Consider the following 16,007-nt stretch of genomic DNA (forward strand, 5'->3'; position numbering starts at 1 on the left):
CTATGTGATTAGCGCTAATTCCTTTTTTACGTATCATTACCAATTAGACATCAATCAATTACAACCTGATAAGTATGGATTTTTCGGAGTACAAGAAAAGTACGGCATCAGTATGGGCGGGCGAAACCGATTTGTTTACCCAGGGAGCCGTAACCCCTCCTATTATTAAAAGTGTCACCTTCGGCTATAATGACCTGGATGAATGGCATCGGGTAGCAACGGGCAATGCTGATGGATACATCTACAGCCGCAATACCAACCCAACCGTTCACGTACTCGAAGAGAAAATCCGAATTCTGGAAGGGGCCGAAGCGGCAACGTCCTTCGCTACGGGTATGGGAGCCATCAGCAATACCCTGTTTGCGTTACTGGAACCCGGCAAACGGGTGGTTTCCCTCAAAGACACCTACGGCGGAGCCAGTCGTCTTTTCCTTGATTTTCTACCCCGCTATCTGGTAAACGTTACTCTCTGCGACACTACCGACTTCGATGCAATCGAAACCGAACTGGCGAAAGGCTGCGACCTGCTCTACCTGGAAACCCCAACGAATCCGACGCTCAAAATTGTCGATCTGCGTCGTTTAGCGGCTGCGGCTAAAAAAGTAGGGGCAGTTACGGTGGTCGATAACACATTTGCGACACCCATCAACCAAAATCCGCTGGCGCTGGGCGCCGATTTAGTGTTGCACAGCGCGACTAAATTTCTATGCGGTCACTCCGATGCGATGGGTGGTGTACTGTGCGGACGCAAAGACCTCATCCAGAAAGTCTTTCAATTCCGGGAAATCAACGGGGCCAGCTTACAGGCCGACCCTGCCTACCTGATTGCGCGGGGCATGAAAACGCTGGAACTACGTATCGAACGACAAAATGCATCGGCACTTACCGTAGCTCAGTATTTAAAAGCCCATCCCAAAGTCAGTGAGGTATTTTATCCCGGCCTTGAGAGCCATCCCGGCCATGCCATTGCCAAAGCACAGATGTCAGGCTTTGGGGGTATCCTGAGCTTCTCGCTGACTGGAGGCTATGAGCAGGTTAAGCAGTTTCTTCCCCGCCTACAGTTTGTTCATCTGGCCGCTAGCCTGGGTTCTGTCAGCACACTAGCTGGCCCACCCCGAACCACCAGCCACGTTGAACTAACCGAAGAACAACGGAGCCTGTTGGGCATTCCCGAAAGTCTGATTCGGTATTCTGTCGGCATCGAGAATGTCAGTGATCTGATAACTGATCTGGAACGAGCACTGGCTTTGGTTTAACCTGTCGATAAGCGAACCTCACCTCATAAACAAGCCAATCAATGCGATCAATTTTCCAGAAACGGTCTTTACTTCTATTCTGTGCATGGCTATTCGGGAGCCTTTCGGTAACTGCGCAAACAGGCCAGTCAATCAAAAAATCGTCGGATATTCCCACCCAACGGCTGGAACGCGAACTCCAACGTATTTCAACCCTGGCGAAGGGGAAAGTCGGTATCTGTGCCCTTCACCTTGAGTCGGGAAAGCAGGTCAGCCTGAACATACAGGAACGGTTTCCGATGGCCAGCACGGTAAAAGTAGCCATAGCGGTACAACTGTTTACCCTCATTGAGCAAGGTAAGCTGTCGCTAATGACGATGGTCGACCTACAACCGTCCGATCTGCATCCGGGAAGTGGGACGCTGGATGTCCTGTTTGCCAAACCGGGTGTTCAGCTATCGGTTCAAAACCTGCTCGAACTGATGATGGTCATTAGCGACAATTCGGCCACGGATATTCTACTCCGGCTGGTTGGCGGAACCGAGGCCGTTCAGAAACGGGTCAACGCATTGGGCATTCAGGGTATGTCGGTGGACCGAACCATTATTCAACTACTGGCCGATCTCGATGGCATTACCTTACCACCTGCGAATCAGTGGACGCTTGGTTTTTACGCCCGATTAGACAGTGCTATTACACCTGATATAAGGCAGCAGGCTTCCCGCAAACTGGCAACCGACCCACGCGATACCTCAACCCCCGAAGCGATGGTCAATTTACTGGCGCAAATTTACCGGGGCACGGCTCTCAAACCCGACAGTCGTGCCCTGTTACTGGGGGTCATGGAACGTTGCCGGGGAGGGGTCGCACGACTCAAAGGCTATCTGCCTCCCAACACAGTTATTGCTCATAAAACGGGCTCACTGAACAACCTAGCTACCGACGATGTAGGCATCATCACATTACCCGATGAGGCAGGCCATATAGCCATTGCGGTTTTCGTTGGTGATTCGCCCATGCCGCTAGCCGAGCGAGAACAGGTTATTGCTCAGTCGGCCCGTGCTATTTATGATTACTTTCTGTATCAGCCCACAACGGTCTCTAATGCTGGCCGTTGACAGCTAATCCACTCACCAGCAACTACATGACGAAATCAATCTGCCTGAGCACGCTCCTATTTTGTTTGTCAATAAGCGTATCGCTTCTGGCTCAGCCACTGAAATTTGATTTACCCAAAAGTAAGTACGGCTTGCCGGTGGTTAGCGATGTGGGGATTTATGAAAAAATTGTAGCGGCTGACCCCGACAATGAACTGGTCGATATGCGCCAGATTCTACCGGATGCCCAGTACGACGTTACCTATGCCGATACCACCAATTTTCTCAAACGAAAGCTGTACCCAACCGCTGATGTGTTCATGCGTAAACCGGCAGCATTAGCCCTAAAGCAGGTGGCTGAAAATCTGAAAAAACAGGGCTATGGACTGGTGTTGTTCGACGGATACCGACCTTACGCGATCACCATGCTTTTTTATGAAGAACATGGTGACACCACGTTTGTGGCCGATCCACGAAAAGGCTCCAAACATAACCGGGGGATGGCCATCGACCTGTCGCTGTATGAACTGAAAACGGGCAAACGATTATCCATGCCGTCAGGTTATGACGAATCGACCCCACGTGCCTATCATAGTTATATGGATTCGGATAGTGCATCGCTGGCACACCGCGCCCTGCTACGTTCGGCGATGGAGCAGGTTGGCTTCGCTATATTTCCGTGGGAGTGGTGGCATTACGATTTCCGGGGGTGGGAAAGCTGCTTCACCTACGACCTCTGGTTCGATGCTATTCGGAAAGCCAATAGAAAATTGAAGAGAGGCAAAAAGTAACGTAGCAAACCTCCACTATATCAACACTATAAAGCATTTTGCCATTTTGATCAAAGGGAAGAATCTCCAGCTTGCCTGATTGGCAACGTTGAGATTCCTCCCTTTGATCAAAATGGCAAACTATAAAAGCGATCTGTATTTATGGCTTGCAAAAGACTTACTCCTTCAAGCTCTTCAGATAGGCAATGCTCTTAGGCATTTGCTCGTACTCTTTATTACTCTCATCTTCAATGTAGTAGTGCTTGACGCCTGCTTTTTTCGCCAGCCGTAAAATTTCAGGAATATTCACCTGTCCCTGACCGAGCACTACATCGTTTTCGGGGGGAGTACCGCCCGTCAGATCACCTTTTATTCCTTTTTTGAGGTCTTTCAGGTGCATTAGCTTAAAGCGACTACCATATTTTTTCAGTAGGGCAACCGGGTCGGCTCCACCATGCTGCGCCCACAAAATATCCATCTCGAATGAAACGTATTCGGGATTGGTATTTTTCACAATATAGTCGAACAACGTACCATCTTCGTAGGGGTGGAACTCGTAGCCATGATTATGGTAGCAAAAGGTAATACCCTGGTCCTTCATGGCTTTGCCGATGCGGTTAAAATCCTCCACGGCTTTTTTGGCATTATCGAGGTTAAACTGGCCTCTTTCATGAGGAATCCAGGCGCACATGATGTACGAAGCGCCCAGTGCTTTTGCTTTATTGATCGCGTCAGTAGGGTCTTTGGCCAGTTGTTCGTATCCCCCACCCGTAGCCGAAATTTTAATACCACGTTCGTCGCATAGCTTCTTGAATTCGGCTTCGGTATATCCTTTTGGGGCACCTCCTTCCATATCCGTAATGCCTAACGCCTTGATGGTATCCAGGGTGGCAATAACATTTTTGGGGAAGCTGGCCCGGTAGGTATACGACTCAACCCCAATCGGAAACGTGTACAACGGCTTTCCTTTCTGAGCAAAACTATCGGATACACCCAGGAGTGAAAGGGTAGCCAGGCCCAACGCGAAAAGGTCTTTTTTCATAGTTATCGGTTTCTGTTTATCGTCAACATGCAAGATTTGCCTTATAAGGCGTCAATGCCCTCGTTTTTACTTGACTAGCCAATCGAATAACTATACGTAATTTTCCCTGCAAGCCTTCAGTTGGAGCGGGTACTACAGAAAACATGACAACACAGCAGGGTTCTGCGAGTAGATTAAGAATTTGCTACCCTCTTCCACGTATGGAACGACGGACATTTATTCGGAATACAAGCCTGCTGGCAACAGCGCTGAGCACGGCAGGCCCGGACCTACTGGCAACTCCGCAAACAACTCTTCAAGCCAAAAACAAACTGCCTAAATGGAAGGGGTTTAACCTGCTGGATTTCTTCTCACCCGACCCGGCCAACAGTCGACCCGCCACAAAAGAGGACTATTTCAAATGGATGCAGGACTGGGGCTTCGACTTCGTTCGGATACCTATTGCCTACCCGTCGTATCTGAAATTCGACCGGAGCCGCAACATCACGCCCGACGAAGTGTATCACATTGACCCACAAGCCGTTGATCGAATTGATCAGTTAGTATCAATGGCCCACAAGTATAACCTGCATGTAAGCCTGAACCTACACCGGGCACCGGGCTATTGTGTGAATGCGGGCTTCCATGAACCCTATAATCTCTGGAAAGACCAGGCTGCGCTGGATGCGTTTTGCTTCCACTGGAACATGTGGGCAAAGCGGTACAAATCCGTATCATCAAAAAAAATTAGCTTCGATCTGCTCAACGAACCCAGTATGCGGGCCGATATGAATGATCAGCATTCGCCCCATAGTACGGTTCCTGGTGATGTATACAGAAAAGTGGCTATGGCCGCTTCCAACGCCATTCGAAAGGAAAATCCGAAGCACTTGATCATTGCCGATGGGAACAATACCGGCAGCTCGGTCATTCCCGAATTGGTCGACCTGGATATTGCACAAAGTTGCCGGGGGTATAATCCGGGGATTATTTCGCACTACAAAGCACCCTGGGCCAATAAAGACCCAGACCATCTGCCTGAACCCAAATGGCCGGGGCAGGTAGGCGACAAATACCTCAGCCGGGCCATGCTCGAAACGTTTTATCAGCCCTGGATTGAACTGGTCAACAAAGGCGTGGGTGTCCACTGTGGCGAGTGCGGTTGCTGGAACAAAACGCCACATGGCGTCTTTCTAGCCTGGTTCAGTGATGTGCTCGACATTCTATCCAGCCATGGAATCGGGTTCGCGCTCTGGGAGTTTGTGGGCTCTTTCGGCATTCTGGACTCCGGCCGAACGGACGTAGCCTACGAAGACTGGTACGGCCATAAGCTGGACCGCAAACTATTGGATTTGATTCGAAAGGTTTAATACGTGGTTTTCAATCCTGTCAGATTGGGTCAACGGCGTTACCTTGATCTTATTTTTCTGTCAGACTTGGTACGACCTCGTCGGGGTCGCATGTCTATAGTAAGCTTGATTCCCCTATAAATATGCGACCCCAACGGGGGCGTACTTGCAAATAAAACTCATCAAGCCAACTCAGCCACTAGCTGATTGGTACGTTGAGCATGCCGATGCATACGGCGTTCTACCAATGCAGCGTCGTGATGCTGATCAAGCGCCACAGCCGTAGTACGGTCTACCAAAGTAGATGCCTGGGCTTCAAAAGTCATTTCCTGGCGCAGATAATCGGTATTCTGGCGATACTGCGCGGCTTCTTCCACCAGTTGAATGGTCAGGTTACGGGCGTAGGCTTCGTCGCCCGAAGCTTCCAGTAATTGGTTAAACTGCGTATTAAAATCACTGTACGGATACGGCGTTGTTCCTTTCTCAACCGAAAGCTGAACCTGTCGATACGACTGCGATACGAAATATTGAAGTTGATTCGAGTTACTCATAACTATAAATATCTGTGGTTTTGCATATAGCAATAATGAGAATTTTATTATAACAAATAACAAATTTTACATAAAACTATTTTTTTAGTTGTAAATTTTAATCCCTATTATCTAAAGTTTACCATTTCTTGCGCCCCAATAATACGGCTTGCGGCATGAAACTAAACCTGCCGAAAGAGAATGTATTCTATCGTTTCTCTTACTTATACAAGGTTAAAATCTACTAATCAGCGTCTTTCCAACACAAACCCGGAACGACTTCCCAACTTCCCTCATGCCCCTAACCATTACCTTGCTTGGCATCCTGACGCTGATAGCACTCATTTCATGGGTTCGTTTACACACCTTTCTGGCATTTTTAGCCGTATCAGTAGGTGTTGGACTGGCTTTAGGCCTCAAACCTTTAGCTATTGTCGAGGCCATTCAGAAAGGGATCGGTGGCACATTGGCTTCGATTACGGCCATTATTGCCCTGGGTGCTATGCTGGGAAAACTGGTGGCTCAAAGTGGAGCCGCCGAGCGAATAGCCAGTAGTATGATGGGGCTGGTAGGCACCCGACATGCTCGCTGGGCGTTTATGGTCACGGGTTTTATTGTTGGCTTACCGTTGTTCTATTCGGTGGGGTTTATGTTGCTGGCTCCGCTGGTCATCACCGTAGCCTATCGCTATAAACTACCGGCTCTGTACATTGGCCTGCCGATGCTGGCTTCCCTGTCCGTTACGCAGGGCTATTTACCACCCCATCCGGCCCCACTGGCCATACTAAAGCAGTTCAACGCCAACATGGGTCTGACGCTTTTCTACGGTATCCTTGTATCGATTCCGGCTATTCTGGTGTCAGGTGCTTTATTCGGCTCCACACTAAAGCGGTACACCAACCTTCCCAACCCAGCATTTATTGCTCCTAACCTGGAAACTCATCAGACACCTTCGACCGCTGTAAGCTTCCTAACGGTTCTGTTTCCGATCCTGCTCATTGGTATCAGCACGTTGATTAGTCCTTTTCTGCCAACTAACTCCTGGCAGCAACAAACGCTACTCTTTACGGGCGAACCCATCGTAAGTATGTTTCTGGCGGTCGTTCTGGCGTCATTCACCTTAGGCCTGTGGCGGGGAAAAACAATGCCCGAAGTAACCGCCCTGTTCGGCGATGCCATTAAGGATGTGGCTATGCTGTTTCTGATTTTTGGTGGCGCAGGTGCGCTTAAGCAAGTATTGACAGATGGCGGTGTAAATCAGTCGATTGCCGATCTGATGCAACACTCAACGCTTCACCCGTATGTACTGGCCTGGGGTATGGCTGCGCTTATTCGGGTTTGTGTTGGCTCGTCGACCGTATCGGGTATTACCACTGCTGGGTTTGTAACCCCACTCCTGGCGACCTCGGGTGTCGAGCCGAATTTGATGGTCTTGAGTATCGGTGCCGGGAGCATGATGTTCTCCCACGTCAACGATACGGGTTTCTGGCTGTTTCGGGAGTATTTTCAACTCTCGATGGTCGATACGCTCAAAACCTGGTCGATCATGGAAACACTGGTTTCCGTATCCGGGCTGGCCGGTGTAATGACCTTGCATTGGCTACTACAGTAAGTGAAGCGTACTCCTGCGTTTAAACGTAAACCGTTTAGCTCTATGAATCGGCTTTGCCTTTATTTCTGTCTATCAACCATTTGGCTACTTGATCTCCCTCTGCATGGCCAGCAGATGGGCAAAGGGGATCGGATTACCGGGCCTAATTTTGCTACACGCAGCCCGGTATTAGGCCAACATGGTATGGTAGCCACCAGTCATCCACTGGCTACCCAGATCGGGCTGGATATACTGAAACAAGGGGGTACGGCTATTGATGCTGCCATTGCTGCGAATGCGGCACTGGGTGTTGTCGAGCCCAATAACGGTGGCATCGGTGGCGATCTGTTTGCCATTGTCTGGTCGGCGAAGGATAAAAAATTGTACGGCCTGAATGCCAGTGGTCGGTCGCCAAAAGGGCTTACCTACGAAGCGTTGCAGAAACTACTGGGCGACAAAAAACAGCTTCCGCTTTATGGCCCTTTATCGGTTTCGGTACCGGGCGCGGTGGATGGGTGGTTTCAGTTACATCATCGGTTTGGTAAGTTACCCATGCGCACTCTTCTAGCTCCCAGCATCCGCTACGCCCGCGAGGGGGCTCCCGTTCCACAGGTTATTGCTTACTCCTGGCAGGTAGCCGCTAACCGACTGGCGGCTAGTGAAGCTATCGTTCAGGAATTCAGCAACTTCCGCAAAACTTTCCTGATCAACGGCAAAGCGCCGGTTGAAGGGCAATTGTTTCGAAACCCCGATCTGGCTACTACATACGAAAAAATTGCTGCGGGTGGCCGGGATGCTTTTTATAAGGGTAGCATTGCCGATGCCATTGATCGCTACGCGCAACGGGCTGGTATATATATACGAAAAGCCGATTTAGCGGCTCATCAAAGTACGTGGGTCGATCCTGTTTCGGTGAATTACCGGGGCTATGATGTGTATGAATTACCGCCCAATGGCCAGGGAATTTCGGTACTGGAAATGCTGAATATTCTGGAAGGGTATGACCTGAAAAAACTTGGCCATAACAGTGCCGATTACCTCCATCTACTCGTCGAAGCCAAAAAGTTAGCCTTTGAAGATCGAGCCAGGTACTATGCCGATCCCGATTTTGCCAGGGCCTCAACGAAATGGCTACTCACCAAAGAATACGCGGCCCAACGCCGGAAATTGATCGACCTAAAAAAAGCATCCGAACATCTGGACGCTGGCGACCCAGCCCTTCGTACCGGCGACACCGTTTACCTGACGGTCGCTGATGAGCAGGGGAATATCGTGTCGCTCATTCAAAGCAATATGCTGGAGTTTGGTAGTGGGCTGGTACCCGATAAGCTTGGCTTCGTTCTGCATAACCGGGGCACCAGTTTCAACCTGCAATCCGGCCATGCCAACGTCTACGCACCTGGCAAGCGACCATTCAATACTATTATACCCGGTTTCGTGCTGAAAAATGGAGAGCCATTTCTCAGCTTCGGGGTTATGGGAGGATCTATGCAGCCACAAGGCCATTTACAGGTATTGTGCAACATCATCGACTTTGGCATGAATGTACAGGAAGCGGGCGACGCTGCCCGATTTAGCCATTCGGGCAGTAGCGAACCGATTGGCACTCTTATGACGGATGGTGGCCGGCTGGCGCTGGAGAGTGGTATTGGTAAGGATGTTCGGGATGAACTGGAAAAACGGGGGCACCACCTGGCACCAACCGATTTCTTCGGTGGCTATCAGGCTATTCAATGGGATGCTGTTCATCGAATCTATTGGGGAGCCTCCGAGATGCGGAAAGATGGGCAGGCGGCAGGGTATTAATTGAATACCTACCACAAAGCGACAATTCCCCACAATAACTGTGGAAAAATAGTACCACTCTGACATTTATCAATCAATACCCTGCTGATTATCACCACATGGCACAGATTTAGATACCATCATTGTTAATCATTTAATTTACATTAACAATAAAGTGATATGGCCTCTTTAGGAGAACGAATTGCGAGTTTTTTCAGTGGAAACGACTCCACTGCTGATGAAGGGCTACGTGACCTGTTTATCACTAACCTGAAAAGTGTATACTATGCTGAAAAGCGAGCAGTCGATGCATTAGCACATCAGGCTGAAGCCAGCACAACCGACGAAGTAGGTAATGCTTTTGCCTATCATGAGGAGGTAAGCCGAAAACAGGTTGAACGACTGGAAGAGATATTCCGAATTATCGGCATTAGGGCCGAGGAACATAGATCAGCAGCAATCGACGGATTAATCCACGATGCTCAATGGGTTATTGACAATACAGAATCAGGCTCGCTTACCCGCGATGCCGGACTGATTATTGCCGCACAGGCTATCGAACATTATGAAATCGCTATCTATGGCTCCTTACTAACGCTGGCTCATGTGCTTGATTTTACGCAATCGGCCGAACTGCTGGCGATGACACTGGAAGAAGAAAAGGAAACCGACCGGAAATTGACAATCCTGGCCGAATCGTTCATCAATAAAGGCTCTAAGGAAGAAGAGGAACATCACCCAGGCAGCCATCATGCGGGTATCCATTCCACATCCAGCGCTGGTACGAATGTTACCCTGGGCGGCCCACTGGGCGTATAAGCAATTGTATAATGGATTTTCGCCGGGAATACGAGTTTACTCGTATTCCCGGTTTTTTTACGCTTATTAATCTTCGGAAATCATATCTAAGAAGTCAGTTAAAGAAACAATGTTGACTTTAGGAAATACAAGTCTCTTCATCACACGGAAATGACTATCATTCGTAATCAGATAATCTGCCCCAGCCGCAATAGCAACATCTACAAACTTATTATCGTCCGGGTCTTCTTCAATAAGCTGCCAGTTGTAATAAGCTTCCTGAAATAATGTATTGGGGGCAAGTGTCAGAATAGTCAGCACTAGATCAGCCGTTTGTACCGAATATTTTTCAATTAGCTTTTCGCCATATTCCGTCAAAATTTCATTACTGACTACCCACTCAAGCTTTTCACGCTCAAATAGTCGATAAAGTTTTAATATGAGCTACGAGGAGAGATAGACGTTAAAAGACAATTTGTATCGACAACAATCCGTAACATCAGGAGTTCTCATTTAACATATTGTCAAAATCGGCCTGTGTATAGCTGCGCTCAACTACAGCTAGTTCTACTTCATCCTTCAATCGCTCTGAATAATACTGAACCAATACGCGCTTTAATTCAAGCACTTGGTCATCAGTCATTTCTCGATTAAAAAGTCGGAGTAAACTAACTTGTAATGGATTTAATCGTCCAGAAGGCATTGATAAAGCAGACTGTTCCATGGCGATCTTTTTTTAGTAGTACGAGTAAAACCACAAAATATTCTGTAACGTTTCATAACCGATTTCATGAGCCTCCCGATCAACTTTATTACGCTTACCGCTCTTCCAAATTTGAGCATCGACTTTTCGGCTTTTTAGTAGCTTGCACGTATTCTTAGTCATAATCAGTATGCGAATCAGTCCATTTGCCTTCAGGAAACCGTTGATGGCTACTTTGTTGATAGCCACCAGCGTAGGCCTTATGCAGGCCCAGAGTTTATATATGCCACGAAATATCAAACAGGCATACCAGAAAGGCACCCGCTCGATGGATGGAAAGCCCGGCAAAAACTACTGGCAAAACTCGGCCCGGTATGCTATCACTGTTACGGCAACGCCACCCAATCGGACAATTCGGGGAACGGAAGACATCACCTATACAAACAACAGTCCCGATACACTTACTATCCTCGTTTTTAAGCTCTTTCTCAATAGTCATCAACCGGGTGCCATCCGACAGGCCCCAGCCTCGCCCGATTACCTGACATCGGGTATACACATCGACCGTTATGCAGAAAACGGGGCTACCAAAAACTGGCGGGATGCTGGTACGGCTACCTGGCGGCAGGTTGTTCTGACTAAACCACTGATGCCCCACGATTCTGTAAAACTTTCCTTCGACTGGCACTTCGATATATCGCTGGAAAGTAATCGGGAAGGTATGCTCGACTCAACGACGTTCTTTCTGGCGTATTTCTATCCGCGCATAGCAGTTATGGACGACTATTACGGCTGGGATCGTACCACGTTTACCGAAGCACAGGAGTTTTACAATGACTTCAACGACTATACGCTCACCGTCAATGTTCCTAAAGACTACGTAGTTTGGGCAACGGGCGATTTACAGAATGCCGCCGAGGTATTACAACCCGCTTTCGCTAAACGCCTGAATGAGTCGATGACTACCGATTCGGTTATGCATATAGCCACGCTGGCTGATATGACGGGCGGGAAGGTCACGGCTCAGCAGGCCGTTAACAGTTGGAAATGGAAAGCGAGTAATGTACCGGATATGGCGCTGTGTATCAGTAACCACTACGTTTGGGATGCATCCAGTGTGGTAGTCGATAAAAAGACGAACCGACGGGCTAGTGTGCAGGCGGCTTTTCTGGATAACGCGGCCGACTTTCACCAGATGGTTCGCTTCGGACGGCATGCACTCGACTGGTTTTCGAACAACCTTCCCGGCGTTCCGTATCCTTATCCGAAAACAACCATCGTGCAGGGGTTTGCCGATATGGAATACCCGATGCTGGTCAACGACAGCAGCACGCCCGATCTGAATTTTTCGCGCTTCGTGGCCGAGCATGAGCTGGCCCATACCTGGTTCCCATTTTACATGGGTGTCAACGAAACCCGCTACGGCTTTATGGATGAAGGCTGGACTACTGCCTTCGAATACCTCATTAGTCAGGCCGATCTGGGATACGAGCAGGCGACGAAAAACTTCCTGAATTTCCGGGTCAATAGCTGGATCAAAGACCCATCGGCCGAGCAGGATCTACCCATCATCACGCCCGCTAACATCCTGAGTGGGGCAGCGCTCGGCAACAACGAATACGGTAAAGCGGCACTGGGCTATTTAGCCCTCAAGGATTTACTCGGCGATGTCGAATTCAAAAAAAGCCTGCACACGTTTATCGACCGCTGGCATGGGAAGCACCCAACCCCCTGGGACATGTTTTTCAGCTTCAACAGCTCATCTGGCAAAGACCTCAACTGGTTCTGGAATAACTGGTTCTTCAGCCATAATTACATCGACCTGGCCATTCAGAAGGTAGAATCGTCAGCATCACAGGTAACCATTACCCTACAAAACATCGGTGGATTTGCCGTACCAGTGGATATAGTGGTCACCTTTGCCGATGGTACAAAGGAAACTTTCCATCAGACTCCAGCTATCTGGCAGGCTAATCAGAAACAGGCTATGGTCAAGCTCCCAATTAAGAAGAAACTTCAGTCGGTGAACTTAACGGGTGGTGTGTTTATGGATGCGGATGCGAAAAATAATAGTTGGCCAGCCCATTGACCGGAGTTCGGAAACTAGAATCACTGGCCTGTATGGCAAACAACAGGACTTCGGGACGGAGGGCGTAAATGTCCCAACTCATCCGAATGCCGAAGTAAGTTTCCAGCAGATACTCAAAGTCATCCGCATCATCGACAGGTTGTTCAGTTACCCGGCTCTGCTCTGTAATTTTCAATTTGTCGTCGGTAAGGGTAATCCGGCCGTTTGGCGTTACGAGCGTACAAAGCATATTCTGCGTAAAGTAGGATGCCGATGACGTTTGATGATAGCGGCACATACTTCTGAAGTCGGTCAGTTGCCGCGAAATGGTAGTAAAAAGGTAGGCAGGAGCCCAGTTACCCGTTTCATTCTGATGCTGAACGACCCAGTAGTCGGCATTGTAGGACGTGATTGTGTATTGACCCGTCCGATCTTCCTGAATCTTACCGGGTTGAATAGCTATTGGGTAAAGTGGAAACCGACGACCAAACCCTACATCGACCAGCCAGTCGATACCGTTCAGATGAACGATAATGGCTGCATGATCGAACTCATCGTTAAATCCTTTTCCCGATTCATAGACCTGCCCCGACACCAGTTTAGCTGAAAAGCCAATTGCCTGGAGCAATTCGCAGAAAAGGCCGTTCAGTTCGTAACAAAACCCGCCACGTTTTTTTGTAATGAGCTTAATAAACAGGGCATCGGTATCCAGCACAATATCCCGGCCATAGTGAATGTCCAGGTTTTCGAGGGGTATGGTTAGCAGATGCTGGTAGTGTAGATTTCGTAGCGTTTCAAGCGAAACGTCTACGGGGCCAGCGTAGTGGATTCGGGTTAGGTAAGCGTTGACGTTCATCGATGTTGTTTTATGGTTTTTTGAACCGCAAGGACGCTAAGGCGCAACGAATCAATTAGTAATAATTCGTTGCGCCTTAGCGTCCTTGCGGTTCAACATTGTGTGTTTGAGGATTTATCACAATGCAAATTAGGTTTCTCCGAGACGGTTGTCTATCCCGTATTGCCTGAAGTGTATGAATCGTTGGTTCAACTGCCCAATTACGTTATTCAGACGTAGCCGCTATCAATTAAAGAAAACCTAACAATATTTCCGATGGTGGAACAATCGGAAACGTCTGAGCGTCTATACAGATAAGTACCTCCCTTCTGAGCGAATGACTCGCCGACAGCATTTTGTTATCATCCTGATTCTGGGCACGTTGTCCACGATCAGTCCATTTTCCATCGACATGTATTTGCCGGGCTTTCCAGCTATTGCCCGCGATCTGCATACGTCTATTGCTCAGGTTCAGTTATCACTAACGGCCTACCTGATTGGTATCTCGGTCGGCCAACTTCTCTATGGTCCACTTCTGGACCGATTCGGGCGTAAGCTCCCTTTGTATGCGGGTCTGGCGGTGTATGTTCTGGCATCCTTTGGCTGCGCAATGGCTACTTCTATCGAAACGCTGATTGCGATGCGGCTCATTCAGGCGCTGGGTGGCTGTGTAGGTCTGGTAGCTGCTCAGGCACTGGTTCGCGATCTGTTTCCAGTTAATCAGATTGCTCAGATTTTCTCGTTGCTCATTCTGGTTGTGGCCGTTTCGCCAATGATAGCCCCTACTGTAGGCGGATATGCTTCTGAACTACTCGGCTGGCACTCCATCTTCATCATTCTGGCCGTCATTACGGTGCTGATTCTGGTCAGTTCTTACTTTGCTTTACCAGATGGCAAACCCGCCGACCCATCGCTTTCTCTGCGGCCCAAAGCGGTATTAGGCAGTTTTCTGATGGTATTGAAGCAACCGCAATTTCTGACCTATGCCCTGGTAGGTGGCGTTGCCACAGCCGCTCCGTTTGCTTATCTGGCGGGTTCCTCCGACGTGTTCATCAATATCTACCATACGAGTCCCCAGGAGTACGGCTGGATATTTGCGTTTTTGTCCATCGCGGTTATCGCGCCCACTCAGTTGAACCGCCTTTTTCTGAAACGATTTACCAGTGAGCAGATCATTTTCGCTACCCTACTCTATCAATCGGTTATTGGGCTGATTATGGTATTTGGGACCTGGGCAGGCTGGTATGGCCAATACGGACTCATTACAATATTGTTCCTGTTTCTGTGCGGTCAGAATATAACGGGGCCTAATGCCTCGGCCCTTTCGCTGGCACCGTTTGAACGCCATGCCGGTAGTGCGGCCGCCCTTATGGGTAGTTTTCGTATGGGAATTGGTGCCTGCGTTTCGGGAGCTGTAAGCTTTTTCCACAACAACACCGCCATTCCGATGGTCAGTGTCATGACAGCCTGCGTGGTCAGTAGCTTATTTATCCTTCTGCTGGGCAGCCAGGCAATCAAACATCGACGCAGACGAACGGATGTTGATGAGCCGATGGCCGAAGTAATGCTCTGAAAGGACAAGCTCCCGAACAGTTAAAACGTTCGGGAGCTTTTGTTCAATACCACACTAAATCTCTCTCCTTAATTCTTCACCTGGACGGGTAAATCTTCAAGCTGGGCGTAGCTGAGTTTCCAGCTATTGTCAGACCCTTTTTTCCAGAGCAGAATGTAGTTTCCCTCGCCGTAGGCATGGGGGTCTTTTGGGTTCAACGGCAATACATCGACCGAGAAAGTGCCGGCTTCGTAAGCGGTTTGTGTATCGGTGCCTGAACTAACCACATTCGTTTTCAGGTCAGATAGCGTGGGTAAAGTTTCACGTACCCATTTATCCGCTACTTCCCCTTTCCCTTTGAAATGGGTGTTGCCCTGCAGAAAATGGGCGTCGTCGGCCAGAAATGAGATTATCTTAGACGAGTCCTTATTATTCCAGGCGTCAATAAACTGCCGATTAAGATCCTGAATATTGACCGTTTCGCCGGACTTTGAACAGGAAGAGAACAGCACAACTGCGAGCAGTGCACAACTAAAAGCTTTCATAACATAACGTTTTTTAGGTGAATGATGCATCAGGTACGCTGGCTGACCAGGCAGGCCAGCCAATTATGTACATGACCGATAAACTGCCTATTTCCAATGAATTAGGCATGACCGAACGTGGTTAGGAG

The 16,007-nt window shown here is 48.8% G+C and carries 15 protein-coding genes; 9 read left to right on the plus strand and 6 right to left on the minus strand.

Features of this window, described 5'->3' with window-relative positions:
• Nucleotides 1–74: 74 nt before the first annotated feature.
• Genes BGO59_RS05085 through BGO59_RS05095 form a run of 3 tightly spaced genes read left to right on the plus strand, consistent with a single transcriptional unit; the run spans nucleotide 75 to nucleotide 3,123 of the window.
• Nucleotides 75–1,256, plus strand: a complete 1,182-nt coding sequence (locus BGO59_RS05085; RefSeq protein WP_293681531.1) for a cystathionine gamma-synthase family protein — start codon at nucleotides 75–77, stop codon at nucleotides 1,254–1,256.
• 41 nt (nucleotides 1,257–1,297) lie between these two features.
• Nucleotides 1,298–2,353: a class A beta-lactamase gene (bla, locus tag BGO59_RS05090; RefSeq protein ID WP_293681533.1), complete on the plus strand. Its 1,056-nt coding sequence runs from the start codon at nucleotides 1,298–1,300 to the stop codon at nucleotides 2,351–2,353.
• A 26-nt stretch (nucleotides 2,354–2,379) separates the two neighbouring features.
• Nucleotides 2,380–3,123, plus strand: coding sequence for a M15 family metallopeptidase (locus tag BGO59_RS05095; RefSeq protein ID WP_293681536.1), 744 nt, complete (start codon nucleotides 2,380–2,382; stop codon nucleotides 3,121–3,123).
• Nucleotides 3,124–3,280: 157 nt separating this feature from the next.
• Here BGO59_RS05095 and BGO59_RS05100 read toward each other — a convergent pair whose 3' ends face one another.
• A complete protein-coding gene (locus tag BGO59_RS05100; RefSeq protein ID WP_293681539.1) occupies nucleotides 3,281–4,144 on the minus strand; it encodes a TIM barrel protein in 864 nt (287 codons plus the stop codon).
• A gap of 200 nt (nucleotides 4,145–4,344) precedes the next feature.
• Here BGO59_RS05100 and BGO59_RS05105 point away from each other — a divergent pair, with 200 nt between their 5' ends.
• Nucleotides 4,345–5,493 (plus strand): cellulase family glycosylhydrolase, encoded by a 1,149-nt coding sequence (locus BGO59_RS05105; RefSeq protein ID WP_293681542.1) that lies wholly within the window; start codon nucleotides 4,345–4,347, stop codon nucleotides 5,491–5,493.
• A 161-nt stretch (nucleotides 5,494–5,654) separates the two neighbouring features.
• Here BGO59_RS05105 and BGO59_RS05110 read toward each other — a convergent pair whose 3' ends face one another.
• On the minus strand, nucleotides 5,655–6,023 hold the full coding sequence (locus BGO59_RS05110; protein WP_293681545.1) for a hypothetical protein: 369 nt from the start codon (nucleotides 6,021–6,023) through the stop codon (nucleotides 5,655–5,657).
• A gap of 274 nt (nucleotides 6,024–6,297) precedes the next feature.
• On the opposite strand from BGO59_RS05110, the gene BGO59_RS05115 reads away from it, so the two are divergent.
• From BGO59_RS05115 to BGO59_RS05125, 3 genes are all read left to right on the plus strand, one after another.
• Nucleotides 6,298–7,614, plus strand: coding sequence for a gluconate:H+ symporter (locus BGO59_RS05115; RefSeq protein WP_293681548.1), 1,317 nt, complete (start codon nucleotides 6,298–6,300; stop codon nucleotides 7,612–7,614).
• A gap of 42 nt (nucleotides 7,615–7,656) precedes the next feature.
• The gene (gene ggt, locus BGO59_RS05120) at nucleotides 7,657–9,399 is read left to right on the plus strand and encodes a gamma-glutamyltransferase (RefSeq protein WP_293681551.1); all 1,743 of its coding nucleotides are present in this window, start codon (nucleotides 7,657–7,659) and stop codon (nucleotides 9,397–9,399) included.
• 159 nt (nucleotides 9,400–9,558) lie between these two features.
• The gene (locus tag BGO59_RS05125) at nucleotides 9,559–10,197 is read left to right on the plus strand and encodes a DUF892 family protein (protein WP_293681554.1); all 639 of its coding nucleotides are present in this window, start codon (nucleotides 9,559–9,561) and stop codon (nucleotides 10,195–10,197) included.
• 66 nt (nucleotides 10,198–10,263) lie between these two features.
• Here the strand turns inward: BGO59_RS05125 and BGO59_RS05130 are convergent, their stop codons facing one another.
• Together BGO59_RS05130 and BGO59_RS05135 are read right to left on the minus strand one after the other, a co-directional pair.
• The gene (locus tag BGO59_RS05130; RefSeq protein ID WP_293681557.1) at nucleotides 10,264–10,554 is read right to left on the minus strand and encodes a PIN domain-containing protein; all 291 of its coding nucleotides are present in this window, start codon (nucleotides 10,552–10,554) and stop codon (nucleotides 10,264–10,266) included.
• Nucleotides 10,555–10,675: 121 nt separating this feature from the next.
• Nucleotides 10,676–10,900, minus strand: coding sequence for a hypothetical protein (locus BGO59_RS05135; RefSeq protein ID WP_155297196.1), 225 nt, complete (start codon nucleotides 10,898–10,900; stop codon nucleotides 10,676–10,678).
• Between the two features lie 169 nt (nucleotides 10,901–11,069).
• On the opposite strand from BGO59_RS05135, the gene BGO59_RS05140 reads away from it, so the two are divergent.
• Nucleotides 11,070–12,968 (plus strand): M1 family metallopeptidase, encoded by a 1,899-nt coding sequence (locus BGO59_RS05140; protein WP_293681562.1) that lies wholly within the window; start codon nucleotides 11,070–11,072, stop codon nucleotides 12,966–12,968.
• Here the strand turns inward: BGO59_RS05140 and BGO59_RS05145 are convergent.
• Nucleotides 12,925–13,803, minus strand: a complete 879-nt coding sequence (locus BGO59_RS05145) for an arylamine N-acetyltransferase (RefSeq protein ID WP_293681565.1) — start codon at nucleotides 13,801–13,803, stop codon at nucleotides 12,925–12,927. The genes BGO59_RS05140 and BGO59_RS05145 overlap by 44 nt on opposite strands.
• A gap of 316 nt (nucleotides 13,804–14,119) precedes the next feature.
• On the opposite strand from BGO59_RS05145, the gene BGO59_RS05150 reads away from it, so the two are divergent.
• Entirely contained in the window at nucleotides 14,120–15,355 is a 1,236-nt protein-coding gene (locus tag BGO59_RS05150) for a multidrug effflux MFS transporter (RefSeq protein ID WP_293681568.1), read from the plus strand.
• A 68-nt stretch (nucleotides 15,356–15,423) separates the two neighbouring features.
• Here BGO59_RS05150 and BGO59_RS05155 read toward each other — a convergent pair whose 3' ends face one another.
• The gene (locus BGO59_RS05155) at nucleotides 15,424–15,879 is read right to left on the minus strand and encodes a nuclear transport factor 2 family protein (protein WP_293681571.1); all 456 of its coding nucleotides are present in this window, start codon (nucleotides 15,877–15,879) and stop codon (nucleotides 15,424–15,426) included.
• Nucleotides 15,880–16,007: the final 128 nt, after the last annotated feature.

Origin of the sequence: Spirosoma sp. 48-14 (assembly GCF_001898575.1) — a bacterium.
Lineage (GTDB): Bacteria > Bacteroidota > Bacteroidia > Cytophagales > Spirosomataceae > Spirosoma.

Bases quoted from the DNA above. Each gene is read 5' to 3' on its own strand.
- BGO59_RS05085 (WP_293681531.1), top strand. From the start codon at position 75: ATGGATTTTTCGGAGTACAAGAAAAGTACGGCATCAGTATGGGCGGGC.
- bla (WP_293681533.1), top strand. From the start codon at position 1,298: ATGCGATCAATTTTCCAGAAACGGTCTTTACTTCTATTCTGTGCATGG.
- BGO59_RS05095 (WP_293681536.1), top strand. From the start codon at position 2,380: ATGACGAAATCAATCTGCCTGAGCACGCTCCTATTTTGTTTGTCAATA.
- BGO59_RS05100 (WP_293681539.1), bottom strand. From the start codon at position 4,144: ATGAAAAAAGACCTTTTCGCGTTGGGCCTGGCTACCCTTTCACTCCTG.
- BGO59_RS05105 (WP_293681542.1), top strand. From the start codon at position 4,345: ATGGAACGACGGACATTTATTCGGAATACAAGCCTGCTGGCAACAGCG.
- BGO59_RS05110 (WP_293681545.1), bottom strand. From the start codon at position 6,023: ATGAGTAACTCGAATCAACTTCAATATTTCGTATCGCAGTCGTATCGA.
- BGO59_RS05115 (WP_293681548.1), top strand. From the start codon at position 6,298: ATGCCCCTAACCATTACCTTGCTTGGCATCCTGACGCTGATAGCACTC.
- ggt (WP_293681551.1), top strand. From the start codon at position 7,657: ATGAATCGGCTTTGCCTTTATTTCTGTCTATCAACCATTTGGCTACTT.
- BGO59_RS05125 (WP_293681554.1), top strand. From the start codon at position 9,559: ATGGCCTCTTTAGGAGAACGAATTGCGAGTTTTTTCAGTGGAAACGAC.
- BGO59_RS05135 (WP_155297196.1), bottom strand. From the start codon at position 10,900: ATGGAACAGTCTGCTTTATCAATGCCTTCTGGACGATTAAATCCATTA.
- BGO59_RS05140 (WP_293681562.1), top strand. From the start codon at position 11,070: ATGCGAATCAGTCCATTTGCCTTCAGGAAACCGTTGATGGCTACTTTG.
- BGO59_RS05145 (WP_293681565.1), bottom strand. From the start codon at position 13,803: ATGAACGTCAACGCTTACCTAACCCGAATCCACTACGCTGGCCCCGTA.
- BGO59_RS05150 (WP_293681568.1), top strand. From the start codon at position 14,120: ATGACTCGCCGACAGCATTTTGTTATCATCCTGATTCTGGGCACGTTG.
- BGO59_RS05155 (WP_293681571.1), bottom strand. From the start codon at position 15,879: ATGAAAGCTTTTAGTTGTGCACTGCTCGCAGTTGTGCTGTTCTCTTCC.